The organism is Craurococcus roseus, assembly GCF_039523795.1.
GTDB lineage: Bacteria > Pseudomonadota > Alphaproteobacteria > Acetobacterales > Acetobacteraceae > Craurococcus > Craurococcus roseus.
The window spans coordinates 14536-29668 of the sequence record NZ_BAAAFZ010000046.1 but is presented as its reverse complement, the minus strand read 5'-3'; the positions used below and the strand labels follow the sequence as shown (position 1 = coordinate 29668).

Annotated in this window: 10 protein-coding genes; all 10 read right to left on the bottom strand. The window is 73.1% G+C overall.

What is annotated here, in order from left to right; all coding sequences use genetic code 11:
* Nucleotides 1-75 precede the first annotated feature (75 nt).
* Nucleotides 76-1428, bottom strand: coding sequence for a Hint domain-containing protein (locus tag ABD067_RS14700; RefSeq protein WP_343896094.1), 1353 nt, complete (start codon nucleotides 1426-1428; stop codon nucleotides 76-78).
* 503 nt (nucleotides 1429-1931) lie between these two features.
* Nucleotides 1932-2801: a UPF0280 family protein gene (locus tag ABD067_RS14695; RefSeq protein WP_343896093.1), complete on the bottom strand. Its 870-nt coding sequence runs from the start codon at nucleotides 2799-2801 to the stop codon at nucleotides 1932-1934.
* A gap of 18 nt (nucleotides 2802-2819) precedes the next feature.
* Nucleotides 2820-4334 (bottom strand): 6-hydroxynicotinate reductase, encoded by a 1515-nt coding sequence (locus ABD067_RS14690; protein ID WP_343896092.1) that lies wholly within the window; start codon nucleotides 4332-4334, stop codon nucleotides 2820-2822.
* Nucleotides 4331-7075, bottom strand: coding sequence for a molybdopterin-dependent oxidoreductase (locus ABD067_RS14685; protein ID WP_343896091.1), 2745 nt, complete (start codon nucleotides 7073-7075; stop codon nucleotides 4331-4333). The genes ABD067_RS14690 and ABD067_RS14685 overlap by 4 nt, the downstream gene beginning before the upstream one ends.
* Nucleotides 7072-7935 carry an FAD binding domain-containing protein gene (locus ABD067_RS14680; RefSeq protein ID WP_343896090.1) on the bottom strand — a complete coding sequence of 288 codons (864 nt, stop codon included), beginning with the start codon at nucleotides 7933-7935 and terminating at the stop codon, nucleotides 7072-7074. The genes ABD067_RS14685 and ABD067_RS14680 overlap by 4 nt, the downstream gene beginning before the upstream one ends.
* Nucleotides 7935-9623, bottom strand: a complete 1689-nt coding sequence (locus tag ABD067_RS14675; RefSeq protein WP_343896088.1) for a hydantoinase B/oxoprolinase family protein — start codon at nucleotides 9621-9623, stop codon at nucleotides 7935-7937. Before ABD067_RS14675 ends, ABD067_RS14680 begins: the two co-directional genes overlap by 1 nt.
* Nucleotides 9620-11659 carry a hydantoinase/oxoprolinase family protein gene (locus tag ABD067_RS14670; protein WP_343896086.1) on the bottom strand — a complete coding sequence of 680 codons (2040 nt, stop codon included), beginning with the start codon at nucleotides 11657-11659 and terminating at the stop codon, nucleotides 9620-9622. The genes ABD067_RS14675 and ABD067_RS14670 overlap by 4 nt, the downstream gene beginning before the upstream one ends.
* Before the next feature lie 68 nt (nucleotides 11660-11727).
* Nucleotides 11728-12453 carry an ABC transporter ATP-binding protein gene (locus ABD067_RS14665; protein ID WP_343896084.1) on the bottom strand — a complete coding sequence of 242 codons (726 nt, stop codon included), beginning with the start codon at nucleotides 12451-12453 and terminating at the stop codon, nucleotides 11728-11730.
* A complete protein-coding gene (locus tag ABD067_RS14660; protein ID WP_343896082.1) occupies nucleotides 12450-13235 on the bottom strand; it encodes an ABC transporter ATP-binding protein in 786 nt (261 codons plus the stop codon). The genes ABD067_RS14665 and ABD067_RS14660 overlap by 4 nt, the downstream gene beginning before the upstream one ends.
* The gene (locus tag ABD067_RS14655; protein ID WP_343896080.1) at nucleotides 13232-15118 is read right to left on the bottom strand and encodes an ABC transporter permease; all 1887 of its coding nucleotides are present in this window, start codon (nucleotides 15116-15118) and stop codon (nucleotides 13232-13234) included. Before ABD067_RS14655 ends, ABD067_RS14660 begins: the two co-directional genes overlap by 4 nt.
* Nucleotides 15119-15133 lie beyond the last annotated feature (15 nt).

Sequence of the window (15133 nt, the reverse complement as noted above, 5' to 3'; positions counted from 1 at the left end):
GCGGCCACCGGGCGCCGGGTGGGTGCGGATCGGCGGGCCCGCGGGTTGTCGCCGGCGCGGGCCCGTCGTCCGAGGCTAGGCCGCGGCGGTGTCGGCGCGCCCGGCCGGCGTCCGCGGCAACCAGTAGCGCGCGGCACCGCCGACGCGGACCTCCAGCGTCACGGGCCCCGCGCCGAGGGCGGGCGCGAACCACCGCGCGGGCAGCGCGGCATCGCCGTCGGTCCAGCGGTGCGCGCGGCCGTCCGCCTGCCGCTCGACGGGGTGGAAGCCCCGCACGAGCGCGGCGTCCCCGATCGGCACCTCGACCGCGAAGCCGTCCGCGCCGCGCAGGGCGAGGCCGGTGAGCGCCACGCCGAGCAGACGGCGGTCGCCGCCCCAGGAGGCGGTTTCGGCGGCCGGACAGGCCGCCCGCGAAACGATGCGCACCTCGGCGGTGCCGGCCGGGAGGTCGAAAAGGTGCAAGCCACCCCCGGCGCGGCGCGCCCTGATCTCGCGGCCGTCGACCACCAAGCGCAAGTCCGGCTCGGCGGTCTGCTCGCAGCCGAAGGCCTCGGCGCGTTCGAGCAGGCGCGACCGGATGCGCGCCAGCGCCTCGCCGCCTTCGACGCGCGGCGCGCACCAAGCGGCGTCGGTCGTGCCAGCGGGCGCGTCGAAGCGCGGGTTCAAGGCGACGACGCTCCCGCCCTCGAACATCGAGCGGTTCCCGACGTCGAGGTAGGACTCGGCCGGCGCCCCTTCGGCCAGGATCACGCCGTGGGCCGGCAGTTCGACGTGGAAATAGGTCAGCCGGCGGATGCCCCGCTCCGACAGGATGCTGCGGCCGTTCGCCAGCAGCCCCGCGGGCACCAGCGCGCCGTCGATCAGGAAGGCGTGCTCCGGGGAGACCAGCAGGTCGCGCGAGGGCACACCCTCGGCGAGGGCGCCGGCCCGGACGCGCACCGGGCGGACCAGGTCCGGCCAAGCGTGGAGGTCCACGTCCACCGTGCGGCGGCCGATCCAGACCGCGCGTTCGAAGCCGGCGCCGTCCGCGAGCGCGACGAGGTCGCCCGGCCGCAGGTCTTCCACCGCGACCTCGCCGCGCGCGGTGCAGATGCGCGTGCCGGCGGCGAAGCAGGGTGCGACGGTCGAAAGGTCGACGACGTCCCTGCCGTTGTTGCCGAACCGCGCGAACTCGACGTTCCGCAGGGTGTCCACGCCGTCGTTCGCGTTGCCCCCGCGGACGTCGGCCACGGTGACGGAACCGTCGGCGTTGCGCGAGAGGACGTACTGGTTGCGGTTGCCGCCAAAGACCGCCGTGTCGCTGCCGGCGCCACCGTTGATCGTGTCGTTGCCGCCGATGCCCCTGATGGTGTCGTCGCCGCCGAGGGCGTTGATGGTGTCGGCCCGGGAGGTACCGGTGATGTTGTCGTCGCCGTTCGTGCCGCTCATGCCATTGCCCCTGTGCCGTTGGCGCACGAGGGGGCGAGGCCTGGCTCGGTCACCTCCCCCGCTCGCGGCGTCCGTCGCGAACCATCCACTAAACTTTTAGTACGGCATTCGACACGAAATGTAAACTTATAGTTGTATATTCGCTGCTCGCCATCCGGTTGCGTGTAGGGGCGGCCGGCCGCCAAGGATCAGGGGTCGTCCAGGAGAGGCGCCCGCGCGAGGGTGGAGGCGCCGAGGGCGGCCACCCGCTCGTCGCCGGCCGGGGCGGCGCCCCGCCCAACAGCACGCCACGAGCAAGGCCGCCGATGCGGCCACCGACGCGGGCCGGCCGGGGGCGGGCATGCGATCCTTGGCCCGTTTCCAGCCTGCCCGTGACCGGGCTGAGGAGAAGGGGCGCGCTGAGGGCGCCGGTCGCAGGGCGGCGGCCCCGTGCGGGCACCCACCCCTTCAAAGCCCCGAAGGCGCCTCCGGGGCGTCGCCTTTCGATGGTCGGCGCGTCGTCCTCATCGCGTGAGCCCGCGCTCCGCCCGGCGCGGCGAAAGACACCGGCCGTCGCCGATGACGACGGTTTCGCCGCGGAGGGTCAGCGCCGCGCCGCGGATCAGCCCGCTGGCGCGCATGGCTTCGGCCCGGCAGCGCCCGCCGGCGAGGGCGGCGGCGACCTCGTCCCGCGCCAGCGGGCCGATGGCGACGGTGACGGGCCTGTCGCCCAGGTCCGAGTCGGGATCGAGCGCGCGGGCCGGAGCCCTGCGGACCGCCAAGTGGCCCGGCAGATCGACCGCATTGGCCACCAGCGTCGCGGCGGCGTCCGCGCCCGCGGCGTCGCGGGCCAGCACGGTGACGGAATCGGCGATGCCGAAGGAGAAGGAACGGCCCTGCCGGCCGGACGTGGCGACGCCGCCGATGCCGTCCCCGGAGCGCAGCAACGCCCGCCCATCGATGGCCGGCACCGGCCCTTCCGAAAAGTCCGCCGCCAATCCGACCGCCATCTTTTCGCCCGCGGCCAAGTGGACGGCCACGTCGCCGCCGTCGTTGACGAAGGCCTTGTCGAGCGTCGCGGCGCCGGTCATGGCGGCCAGGACCTCGTCCGCGACGGCGCCCGCGACCGCCGCCATGGGCGTGACGAACACGCCGCCGTGCGGGAGGCAGGCGGCGACCATGCGCTTGGCCACCGCGCCTTCGACGCGCGGACCGTCGTCCATGGCCTTCCGCAGCTCCGGCAGTTCCTCGACCAGTTCGCGCAGCACCGTGCGGAACCGCACCACGGCCGCTTCGTAAGCCCCGGCGACGGCATCCCGCGCGCCCCAAGCGCGCAGCACCACGTCGATCGGCCCGTGCTGGAGGTGCAACCGGCCGCCGCCGAGGGCCTGCACGGAAGGCCCTTCGGGCATCTAGCCGGCGGGCGGGCGCGGCCGCCCCATCGGCCAGGGGTTGTCCGCGTTCCAGGCGCCGACCCGCGCACCGGGCGCGACGTCGCGCAGGATGTCGCCGATCGCCACCACGTCCTCCATGTGGCCGCCGAGGCGGGCGTAGAGGCCGCGGGGCATGGTGAACTCGATGGGGGCGACGATGGCCGGCGTCGGCACGGAGCCGAAGGCGTTCTTCGGCAGGCGCAGCACGTCCGCCATGACGGTGATGCCGCCGCCCGGCCAGAGATACACCGGCGCCCCGCCCATGGTGACGCGCGTTTCGCCCGCGGCGACCGAGCGGGTCAGCAGCACGGGGTTCTCCGTCACGCCAGCGCGGAGGCTGCCGCCTGCGCCGGCCATGAACAGCACGGTGCAGAGCGACGGTTCGCAGTTCTCGCCGATGCGCTCCACCACCTTGCGCACCGCTTCGGGCATCCCGGCCGGGACGGGCCGGAGCGCCTCGTCGAGGACGCACCACAGCGCGTGCTCGCCGGTGGTGGAGGTCATCAGCAGGCGGAGGCCGGGCCAGGCCACCGCCGGGTCGATCCTCTCGATGACCGAGAGCGGGTCCTCGATGTCCGTGCCGCCCCAGCCGACGCCGGGGTTCGCCACCTGGAAGTAGCGGCCGGGCGTGGACCTCCGCCCGCGCACGCGGACGCCGGCGGGGCGCATCCCGAGCACGCGGCCGGCCTGGTGCTCGGTGAGGACGCCGGTGATGTGGTCGTCCACCACGACCACCTCGTCGGCTTGGCCGAGCCACTGCTTGGCGAAGATGCCGACCGTCGCCGAGCCGCAACCGACGCGCATCCGGCTCTCCGGCTTGCCGTCCACGACGGGGGCCCGGCCCGCCTGCACCACGACCTCGTGGCCGCCGTCGATGGACATGGCGACCGCCTCGCCGGAGCAGAGGCGGAGCAGCGCATCGCAGGTCGTGTTGCCTTCCTTCTTGGAGCCGCCGGTGAGGTGGCGCACGCCGCCGACCGAGAGCATCTGCGAGCCGTACTCGGCGGTGGTGACGTGCCCGACCTCCTCGCCCCCGACGCGCACCGCCGCGCGCTCCGGGCCGAGGTGCCGGTCGGTGTCGATCTTCACCTTGACGCCGCAGTAGCTGAAGATGCCCTCCGTCACCACGGTGACGGTGTCCACGCCCTCGTGCTCGGCGGAGACGATGAAGGGCGCGGGCTTGTAGTCCGGGTAGGTGGTGCCGGAGCCGATGCCGGTGACGAAGGTGCGCGCCGGGTCGAGAGGCGCGCCGTCCCACTCGCCGGTTTCGAACGCCACGAGCTTGCCGCCCTCGTCGACCGCCTTGTGCAGCAGCACGACGGGATCGGTGCGGACGAGCCGCCCGTCCTCGTTGGCGTAGCGGGAGCACGCGCCGGCGCGACCGGGGCGGATGCGGCAGAGAACGGGGCAGGCGTCGCAGCGGACGATGCCACCCTCTTCAGCCGCGCCGAACTTGTCTGAGCGCGCTTCCGGGGAAAGGGGACCGGCGCTCATTCCGCCGCCACCCGCGTCTGGAGCGCTTCGTGCAGCCGGTGCGGCAGCACGGGGACGCGGGTGACGCGCACGCCCGTGGCGTGGCGGATCGCGCCGAGGATGGCGGGCGCGGTGGCGACCAGCGCGGGTTCGCCGACGCCCTTGGCGCCGAACGGCCCCTCCGGCTCGCGGTCCTCGATCAGCTTCACGGCGATCTCGGGCATGTCGCCGACGGTGGGGATCAGGTAGTCGTGCAGGTTCTCCGTGCGGCCGGGCACGTACTCCTCCATCAGCGCCAAGCCCAGGCCCTGCGCTATGCCGCCGTGGATCTGGCCTTCGACCAGCGTCGGGTTCACCGCGCGCCCGACGTCGTGCGCGGCCACGACACGGCGGACCTTCACCGTGCCGAGGACGGTGTCCACCTCCACTTCCGCGACCTGGGCGGCGAAGCCGTAGGTCGCGTAGGGGACGCCCTGCCCCTTGGCGTCGAGCGCGGTGGTCGGCGGGTCGTAGCGGCCCTCGCCGGCGAGCACGGCGCCGGTGTCGTCCGGGGCGAGCGACGCCAGGTCTACGACGCGGCTCGCCGGCCCGTCCTCGATGCGGAGCCGCGCGCCGTCCAGGGAAAGGCGGGCGTCCGGCCCGGCGTTGGCGAGCGCGAGGACGCGGCGGCGCAGGTCCTCGCCCGCGAGCCGCGCGGCGTTGCCCGACACGAAGGTCTGGCGCGAGGCGGAGGTCTTGCCGGCGTCGAGGGTCATGTCGGTGTCGCCGACGACGCTGCGGAACCGGTCCGGCGGCAGGCCCAGCGCGTCCGCCGCGATCTGGAGCAGCACCGTGGTCGAGCCCTGGCCTATGTCCACGGCGCCGTTGAAGAAGGTGAGTCCGCCCTCGGCCGAGAGCGCGATCCGCATGCGGGACGGATTGGGCAGCGAGGTGTTGCCGCAGCCGTACCACATGCAGGCGATGCCGACGCCGCGCTTCACCCGCGGGCCCCGGGCGTTGGCCGCCTCGGCCTGGGCCACCAGGGCGAAGAAGTCTTCCCGCACCGCGTCCAGGCATTCGGGCAGGCCGGCCGAGGCGCGCAAGACCTGCCCGGACGGCGTTTCGTCGCCCCGGCCGAGCGCGTTGCGGCGCCGGATGGTCCAACGGTCGATCCCGAGCGCCGCGGCGAGGTCGTCCACCAGCGCCTCGCCCGCGATCGCCGCTTGCGGCACGCCGAAGCCGCGGAAGGCACCCGCGGTCGGGTCGTTGGTGTGGACGGCGCGGGTGCGGTTCCTGACGTGCGGGACCTTGTAGGGGCCGGTGGCGTGGACCGGGACGCGGTTCGCCACCGTCGGCCCCCAGGAGGCGTAAGCGCCGGTGTTGAAATCGGCGTCCATCTCGAAGGCTGTGAAGCGGCCTCCCGCGTCCGCCGACATGCGCGCGCGGATGGAGGCCGGGTGGCGCTTCGTGGAGGACACCATGCTCTCGGTACGCGAGTACACGACGCGCACTGGACGTCCCGTCACCCAAGCGCCCACCGCGAGGATCGGCTGCACCGAAACGTCGAGCTTGCCGCCAAAGCCGCCGCCGCAAGCAGTGGGGACGATCCGCACCGCTTCCATGGGCAGCCCGAGCACCCGCGCGACCTCCTCCTGGTCCATCACCGGGGCTTGCGTGCAGGCGGTCACTTCGATTCGGTCGCCCACGCGCCGGGCGAAGCCCGCTTCGGGCTCTATGTAAGCGTGCTCGACGAAGGACGTCCTGAAGGCGCCGGACGCGGTGGAGGCGGCACGGGCGTGGCCCTCCGCGACGTCGCCGCGCTCCAGGTTGCCACGCGTCAGCACGTTATCCGGGATGCCGGCGTGGACGGCCGGCGCGCCTCCGGCCAGGGCCGCCGCCAGGCCGGAAAGCGCCGGCAAGACCTCGTAGGCTACGGGCAGGTCGGCATCGGGAACGCCCTCCACGGCGTCGCGGCTGCCGATGAGGGCGGCCACGGGGTCGCCGCGCATCCGGACGACCCCGTCCGCGAGCACCGGTTGATCCTTGGTGTCGGGGAAGACGCCGAAAGAGTTCGCGCCAGGGACATCCCCAGCGGTCAGGATGCGCGCCAGCCCGGGGTGGCGGGCCAGCACGGGCGCGAGGTCGCCGATTGCGAAGCGCGCGCTCGCGTGGGGCGAACGGACCAAGCGGAGCCACAAGGCGTCCGGCGGTTGGTGGTCGGCGCCGAACCGGTCCGTCCCGTCCACCTTCGGCCGCCCGTCCACGCGCGCGATGCGCGCGCCCACCGCCCCGCCGGGAACGGGCGCGGCGGGGACGAGGGCGTTGGCGCCGCGCGCCACGTCCATCACCGCTTCCACGATCTTCGCGTACCCCGTGCAGCGGCACAGCACGCCGCCGAGCGCGTCCTCCACGGCGGCGCGGCCGGCCTGCGGGTCGCGGGCCAGCGCGTCGGCCGCGGCCATGATCATGCCGGGGGTGCAGATGCCGCATTGGGCGGCGCCGTGGGCGAGGAACGCGTCGCGCAGGCGTTCCACCAGCGCCGAAGAGCCCTCGATGGTGGTGACGGCGCGGCCCTCCGCCTGTGCCGTCGGCACCAAGCAGGCGCAGACCTGCTCCCCGTCGAGGAGCACGGTGCAGGCGCCGCAATCGCCCGCCTCGCAGCCGACCTTGGTGCCCGTCAGGCCGAGGCGCTCGCGCAGGGTGTCGGCGAGCGAGGCGAAGGGCAGCGCCTGCACCGTGCGGCCCTCGCCGTTGACGACGAAGGTGAAGGTCCCGGCCGTCAAGCGGCCCTCCGCTGGGCGGCGGGATGGGCGAAGCCGGCCAGGCAATCGGCCACGAGCGCCCGCGCCGCCGTCATCCGGTAGGCGGCGCTGGCCCGCACGTCGTCGATCGGCGAAAGCCCCGCCAGATGCCGGGGCTCGGCCAAGCGGGCGGCGTCCGCGACCGGGACGCCCGCGAGCTCCGCTTCAAGCTCGGGAAGGCGCCGCGCGACCGCGGAACAGGCGCCCACCGCGACCCTGGCCGCCACGATGCGGCCGGCGCCATCGGCCTCGACGACGGCCGCGACCATGGCGATCGAGATCACGAGGTGACGCCGGGCGCCGAGCTTCACGAAGCGCCCGCGGCCGCCCAGCTTCGGCACCAGGATGCCGGTCACGATGCACCGCGGGGCGCAAGCCGTCGCGCGGTAGCCGGTGAAAAAAGCGCTCGCCGGCACGCGGAACGGCTCCTGGCCCGCGATCTCGAAAACGGCGTCGAGCGCCAGCAGGTTCGGGATTCCGTCGCCCGCGGGCGAGGCGGTGCAGGCGTTGCCGACGACCGTGCCGCGGTTCTGCACCTGCATCCCGCCGATTTGGCGCGCCGCCTCCTTCATGCCGTCGAACAGCGGCGGCAGGCGGTCGGCGCGGACCAGATCGGTCCAGGCCGCCAGCGCGCCGATGCGGACGTGGTCGCCCCGGTCCTCGATGCCGCGCAGCTCGGCGATGCCGGAGATGTCGAGCAGGTCCTTGTGGCCAGGGTCGCCCCAGGCGCGGCGGGTGGCGTGCGCGGGATAGATGTCGGTGCCGCCGGCGATGATGGCCACGTCCTCGCTGCGGCGGATGTCGAGCGCTTCCGTGAGCGTGGCCGGCCGGAAATAGCGCATCAGCCGCTCCTGCCCCACAAGGCCTCGGCCTGCTCTGGCGTGTAGTAGCCCCGCCGGACGTCGCGGCGGATGAGGGCCGGGTCGCGGCGCGCCGGGTCGCCGTAGCCGCCGCCGCCCGGCGTCATCACCTCGACGCGGTCGCCGGGCCGGATGGCGATGTCCTGGTCCTTGGAAAGATGCAGCGGGGTGAAGCTCTCGCCGCCCCGGTGTATCCGCACCACGTTCGGCGCCCCGTCGCGGCCGCCCAGCACGCCGGGCGGGCCGAAACGCCCGTGGTCCATCACGAAGGAAGCCCGCGCCTCGCCGCGCAGCAGTTCCACCTCGTAATGCACGCCGAACCCGCCCCGGTGCTCGCCCGCGCCGCCCGAGCCCTCGCGCAGCGCGAAGCGGCGGAACAGCACGGGGTAGTACTGCTCCATGACCTCCACGGGCGCGGTCTTCGAGATGCCGATGGTCGAGCAGCCGTTGGTCAGCCCGTCGTGCTCCGCGTTGCCGCCGTAGCCGCCGCCGGTGATCTGGTACATCACGTACCCTGCCCCCTTCACCGGGTCGAAGCCGCCGAGCGCGAAGTTGCCCGAGGTGCCTGCCGGCGCCGCCGTCACCCGGTTAGGGATCGCTTGGACCAGCGCCAGGAACACGGCTTCGGCGATGCGCTGGCTCACCTCCGCCGCGCAGCCGGAGACGGGGCGCGGGTAGCGCGCATCGAGGAAGGTGCCCTCGGGGCGGAGCACCGTGAGCGGCTCGAAGGTGCCGGCGTTGATCGGCACGTCGGGGAAGACGTGCTTGACCGCCAGATAGACCGCCGAGCGGGTGGTGGCGATCACCGAGTTCATCGGCCCGCGGCAGGGCGGCGACGAGCCGGAGAAGTCGAAGAGGAGGCCGTCGCCCGCCTTGGTGACGGCAAGCGCGATCCTGAGCGGCTCGTCCACCACGCCGTCCGAATCGACGAAGGCTTCGCTGCGGTAGACGCCGTCCGGGATGCGCCGTATCTCCGCGCTCATCCGCTCGGCCGAGCGCGCCCGGATCTCTGCGATCGCCTCCTCCAACGTGGCGCGCCCGTGCTTGGCGACGAGGTCCATGAGCTGGGCCTCGCCCACCATGAGCGCCGCCTCCTGCGCCTTGATGTCGCCGATGCGCTGGTCCGCCACGCGGATGTTGGAGGAGATGATGGCGAAGATCTCGCGGTCCATCTGCCCGCGCTTGAACAGCTTCACCGGCGGCAGGCGCAGGCCCTCCTGCTCCACCTCCGTCGCGTGGGCCGAGAAGCCGCCTGGCACCATGCCGCCGATGTCCGGCCAGTGCCCGGTGTTCTGGAGCCAGCAGAACAGCTCCCCGTCCACGAAGACGGGCTTGGCGAAGCGCACGTCCATCAGGTGCGTGCCGCCGAGGTACGGGTCGTTGACGACGTAGATGTCGCCCGGCTCCGGCGCGCCCGCCTCGCCCTCCTTGATGAGCCGGATCAGCTCCTCCGCGGAGTGCTGCATGGTGCCGACGAAGACCGGCAGGCCGTATTCCCCCTGCGCGATGAGCGCGCCGGTGTCGGCCGCGTAGATGCCGTCCGACCGGTCGTCCGCTTCGGCGATCACGGGCGAGAAGGCCGAACGCGAGAAGGCGACATCCATCTCGTTGCAGACCTGCTGCAAGCCCGCCTGCACCACCGCGAGGGTCAGGGCGTCCAACGCGCTCATGCCCTGATCCTCAAGTTGCCGATGTGGTCCACGATTGCGACCGCGCCGGGTTCGATGACGGTCGTGGCGTCCATCTGCTGGACCACCGCCGGCCCGTCGATGCGCGCCTCGGCCGGCAAGGCGTCCCGCGCGTACACCGTGGCCTCGCGCCAGCCCCCTTCGGCGTAGAAGGGGCGCCGGCCGATGCGGGCCTCGTCCAAGGTGGCGCGGCGGGCCGAGCGGTCGAGGAGCGAGGAGAGCGGGAAGGGTTTGCGGCGCCCGATGGCGGAGGTGACGAGGTTGACGACCACGGCCCGGATCTCCGGCAACCGCACCTGGAAACGCTTGAAGTACGCCGCCTCGAACAGCGCCTGCACTTCCTCCCTGGACACGTCGGTGCGCGGCAGCGGCACGCGGATGAGGTGGGTTTGACCGCGGAACTGCATGTCGGCCCCGTGCAGCGCCGCCACCCCCTCCACCTCGGTCCCCTCGGCGGCGATGGCGTCGATCGCGCCGTCCCGCTGCGCTTCGAGGACCGCCTGCACCTCCGCCATGTCGAGCCAGTCCAGCGGCCGGTTGAGCGTGTTCACCCGGTCCTGGCGCAAATCCGCCACCAGACAGCCGAGCGCGTTGGTGAGGCCCGGCCGCGCCGGCACCACCACTTCCGGGATGCCGAGCTCCCGGGCGAGCGCGACCGCGTGGAGCGGCCCCGCGCCGCCGAAGGCGAACAGCACGAAGCCGCGCGGGTCGTGGCCGCGCGACAGCGATACCATGCGGATCGCCCCCGTCATATGCACGTTGCCGAGCCGTATCACCGCTTCGGCCGTTTCCTCGACGCCCATCCCGAGCGGCCCCGCCAGCTCCCGCGCGAAGGCCGCGCGTATGTCGCCGAGCGCGACGCCCGAGCGCACGGCGGTGAGGCGGCCCGGGTCGAGTCGCCCGAGGATGAGGTTGGCGTCGGTGATGGTCGGGCGCTCGCCACCCCGCCCGTAGCCGATCGGCCCCGGTTGCGACCCCGCGCTCTCCGGACCCACCTGGAGCATGCCCGCCCGGTTGACGCTGGCGATGGAGCCGCCGCCGGCGCCCACCGTCCGCACGTCCACCATCGGCAGGTGGATGGGCAGGCCGTAGTCCAGCGTCAGTTCGGCCGAGACCTCCGGCACGCCGCCCGCGATCAGCGCGACGTCGGTGGAGGTGCCGCCCATGTCGTAGGTGATGGCGTCCGTGAGGCCCGATTGCGCCAAGGTCGCCGCCGCCGCCATCACCCCGGAGGCCGGGCCGGACATGACGGTCTTCGCCGCCTCCTCCGCGGCGCGGGCCGCCGACACCATGCCGCCGTTGCCGCTCATCACCAGCAGGTCCCTGGCGAAGCCCCTGGCGCGCAACTCCTCCCGCAGGCGACCCAGGTAGCGGCCGAGGATCGGCTGCACGGCGGCGTTCACCGAAGCGGTGGTGCCGCGCTCGTACTCGCGGAACTCGGACAGCAGCTCGTGCCCGAGCGTGACGTACTCGTTGGGCCACACCCCGCGAGCGATCGCGCCGGCGCGCAGCTCGTGCTCGGGGTTGGCGTAGGCGTGAAGGAAGTGGATGACGAGGGCCTCGCACCCGGCCTCCACCAGCGCCCGCGCCGCCGCCCGCACCGCGCCCTCGTCGAGGGGCGTGCGCACACGCCCGTCCGCCATGACGCGCTCCGGCACCTCGCGGCGCAGCTCGCGCGGGATCAGCGGCTCGAAGGAGCCGAACAGCCCGTAGGGCTTGGGCCGCGTGCGCCGGCCCAGTTCCAGGACGTCCCGGAACCCCTCTGTGGTGATGAGCCCGACGCGCGCCGTCTTGCGCTCCAGCACCGCGTTGGTGGTGGCGGTGGTGCCGTGGACGACGAGGTCTAGCCCGGCCGGATCGATCCCCGCCGCTTCCACCGCCGCGAGCACGCCGTCGGCCTGGTTCTCGGTGGTCGGCACCTTCGCCAGCCGCACGGAAACGCCGCCATCCGCGCCCGTCTCCGCCAGGATCAGGTCGGTGAAGGTGCCGCCCACGTCGATGCCGGCCAGCCGCCGCACGCAGGACCCCTTTCGTTCGCCAACGAACAGTCTTCCCGGGAACCGCCCCTTTGCCAAGGGTGGTGCCGTCAGACCGTCAGGTACGCTTCCCGCACCTCGCTCCGCACCTCCAACTCGGCGGTCGTGCCCTCGTAGCGGACCGCGCCCTTTTCGATCACGTAGGCCCGGTCGGCTACGGCGGAGGCGAAACTCAGATTCTGCTCGGACAGCAGCACCGCGATGCCCTCCCCTTTCATCCGCAGCACCGCCTCCGCCATCTGCTCCACGATCACCGGGGCCAAGCCCTCGGAGGGCTCGTCCAGCAGCACGGCACGCGGGTTGCCCATCAGGGTGCGCGCGATGGTCAGCATCTGCTGCTCGCCGCCAGACATGGCCGAAGCGCGCCGCGCCCTCATTTCGGCGAGGTTCGGGAAGATCGAGAACAGCCGCTCCGGCGTCCACGGCGCCTGCCCGTCGGCCAGGGGCCGGCGCCCCACCTCCAGGTTCTCGAAGACGGTCAGGTCGGTGAAGATGCGCCGTTCCTCCGGCACGTAGCCGAGGCCCAGGCGGGCGATGCGGAACGGCTCCCACCCCGTGACGTCCCGACCCTCGAACACCACCGTGCCGCCCGTCGGGGGGACGAGGCCCATGACGGCCTTCAGCGTCGTGGTCTTGCCGGCGCCGTTGCGGCCCATCAGCGCCGCGACCTCGCCCCGGCGCAAGGCGAGGTCCACGCCGAACAGGATCTGCGCCCGGCCGTAGGCGGCGCGGAGGCCCTCCACCGACAGGACGACGGCACCGCCCCCCGCGCTCAAGGCGCCACCGCTTCCCTGCGGGCGCGCAGCGCCGCCTTGACGCCGGTTTCGCCGAGATAGACCCGCTTCACCCGTTCGTCGCCGCGCACCTCCTCCGGCGTCCCGGCCGCGATGACCTCGCCCCGCACCAGCACCAGGATGCGGTCCGCGTGGGCGAACACCGCGTCCATGTCGTGCTCCGTGAACAGCACGCCGATCCCGCGCTCGCGGGCCAAGCGGGCCGCCAGCCCCATCAAGCCCGCGCGCTCCTTCGGGGCCATGCCGGCGGTGGGCTCGTCCATGAGCAGGAGCTTCGGCTCGGCGGCCAGCGCTATGGCGAGTTCGACGCGCTTCACGTCGCCATAGGCCAGCTCCGACACCGGCCGGTCCGCGTCGGCGCGCATCCCGACGCCGTCGAGCAGCGCCAGCGCCTCCTCGCGGTGGAGCGCCCGCGTGTCCGCGACGAGGTTCCGGGTGCGCCCGTTGCGGGACACCAGCGCCATCTGCACGTTCTCGGCCACCGTCATCGAGACGAAGGTCTGCGCGACCTGGAAGGTCCGCCCGACGCCCTTCCGCCAGATCTCCCGCGGCGGCAGCCCGGTGATCGCCTCGCCCGCCAGCGCCACCGTCCCGGAGTCCGGCGCCAACTGCCCCCCGACCATGCCGAAGGTGGTGGACTTGCCGGCCCCGTTCGGGCCGATGACGGCGAGCAACTCGCCCGCTGCCAGCGAGAACGAGACGTCCTTGGCGGCCGAAACGCCGCCGAAGCGCTTGTTGAGCCGATCGACGACGAGCAGGCTCACGCCGGCCGCGCCTCCACCGTTCGCCGGCGCGCCAGGAAGCCCCGCAGCCCCTCGGCCGCCCCCACGATGCCGCGCGGGAACAGCAGCACCAGGGCGATGATGGAGGCGCCCAGGAACAGCCGCCAGAAATCGGTGAGCGGCATGAAGAAGTCCCTCAGCGCGTGGAAGGACGCCGCGCCCACGAGCGGCCCCGCCACCGTGCGGATGCCGCCGACCAGGACCATGACGAGGAAGTCCACCGACATCGGGATGGAGATCATGGTCGGGTCTATCGAGCCCTTGGAGAAGGCGTAGAGTCCCCCGGCCAACCCCGCCGCCGCGCCGGCCAGCACGAAGCCGAGCCAGCGGTGCGTCCGCACGTCGATGCCGATGGCGTCGGCGCGCATTTCAGAATCGCGGGCGGCGCGGAGCGTGTAGCCGAACGGCGCGTGGATCGCCCGCCGCAGCGCCAGGATGGCCGCGAGGGTCAGGACCGCCACCACGTAGAAGTACACCTCCCGGCTGCCGGCCCAAGCCGAGGGCCAGACGCCCACGACGCCGTTGTCTCCCCCCGTCACCTCCACCCACTGGAAGCAGACCGCATAGACGATCTGCGCGAAGGCCAGGGTGAGCATGGCGAGGTAGATGCCCGACAGGCGCACAACGAAGAAGCCGAACAAGGCCGCGCCCGCGCCCGCGAAGATCGGCGCCAGCGGCAGCGCCGCCTCCATCGGCAGTTTCAACGGCCCAGTCGCCAGCAGCCCGGCCGCGTAGGCGCCCATCCCGAAATAGGCGGCGTGCCCGAAGGAGACGAGCCCGCCCACGCCCATCAGGAACTGGAGCGAGAAGGCCGCCAGCGCGAACACCATCACCTCGATGGCGACCTTGGTGGTGTAGGCGTCGCCCACCAGCGGGACAGCCAGCAGCGCCACGGCCGCGAAGGCGGCCAGCAGCGTTTCGGACCGCCCCGGGCGCGAGAGCGAGAGGATGCCCTCCGGCGTGCCGGACTGCCCAGCGGCGGCCGGCCTGCCGAGCAGGCCCCAGGGTTTCACCACCAGCACCGCCGCCATCAGCAGGAAAACGAGCACCAGCGTGATCTTCGGGAACACCAGGATGCCGAAGGCCTGGAGCTGCCCGATGATGAGCGCCGCCAGGAACGCCCCCGGCACCGACCCCATTCCGCCGACCACCGTGACCACGAAGGCCTCGGTGATGACGGAGGTGTCCATCTGCGCGCTCGCCGGCACGCGCGGGATCTGCAACGCGCCGCCCAGCCCCGCCAGGAACGCGCCGAGGAAGAGCGTCCCCGTGAACAGCAGCGCCTGGTTCACGCCGAGCGCGCCCACCATCTCGCGGTCCTGCGTCGCGGCGCGGATCAGCACCCCGAAGCGCGTACGCTGCATCAGCAGCCAGAGCAGCCCCAGCACCGCCGGCCCGACGGCGATCAGGAACAGCTCGTAGGCCGGGAAGCGCTGGCCCAGGATTTCGACGCCGTGGCGGAGGCCAGGTGCGCGCGGCCCCGGCAGGTCCACCGGCCCCCAGACCTTCAGCACCAAATCCTGGACGATGAGCACTACGCCGAAAGTGGCGAGGAGCTGGAACAACTCCGGCGCCTTGTAGATGCGCCGCAGAAGCAGGACCTCGATCGCCACGCCGATCAGCCCGACCGCCACGGCCGAAGCGAGCACGCCGAGGAAGAACATCCAAGGCGAGTACGCCGCGTCGAGGAGCCGCGGCACGATCGTCACCGCCAGGTAGGCCCCCAGCATGTAGAGGGAGCCGTGGGCGAAGTTCACGATGCGGGTGACGCCGAAGACGATGGTGAGCCCGGAGGCGATCAGGAACAGCGAGGACGCGCTGGCGAGCCCAGAGAGCGCCTGCGTCGCGGCGAAGGAGAAATCCATCTCAGGAGAAGGGCC

What these genes read in the sequence shown, in the direction of transcription:
- ABD067_RS14700 (WP_343896094.1), bottom strand. Translation starts at nt 1,428, where the DNA reads ATGAGCGGCACGAACGGCGACGACAACATCACCGGTACCTCCCGGGCC.
- ABD067_RS14690 (WP_343896092.1), bottom strand. Translation starts at nt 4,334, where the DNA reads ATGAGCGCCGGTCCCCTTTCCCCGGAAGCGCGCTCAGACAAGTTCGGC.
- ABD067_RS14680 (WP_343896090.1), bottom strand. Translation starts at nt 7,935, where the DNA reads ATGCGCTATTTCCGGCCGGCCACGCTCACGGAAGCGCTCGACATCCGC.
- ABD067_RS14675 (WP_343896088.1), bottom strand. Translation starts at nt 9,623, where the DNA reads ATGAGCGCGTTGGACGCCCTGACCCTCGCGGTGGTGCAGGCGGGCTTG.
- ABD067_RS14655 (WP_343896080.1), bottom strand. Translation starts at nt 15,118, where the DNA reads ATGGATTTCTCCTTCGCCGCGACGCAGGCGCTCTCTGGGCTCGCCAGC.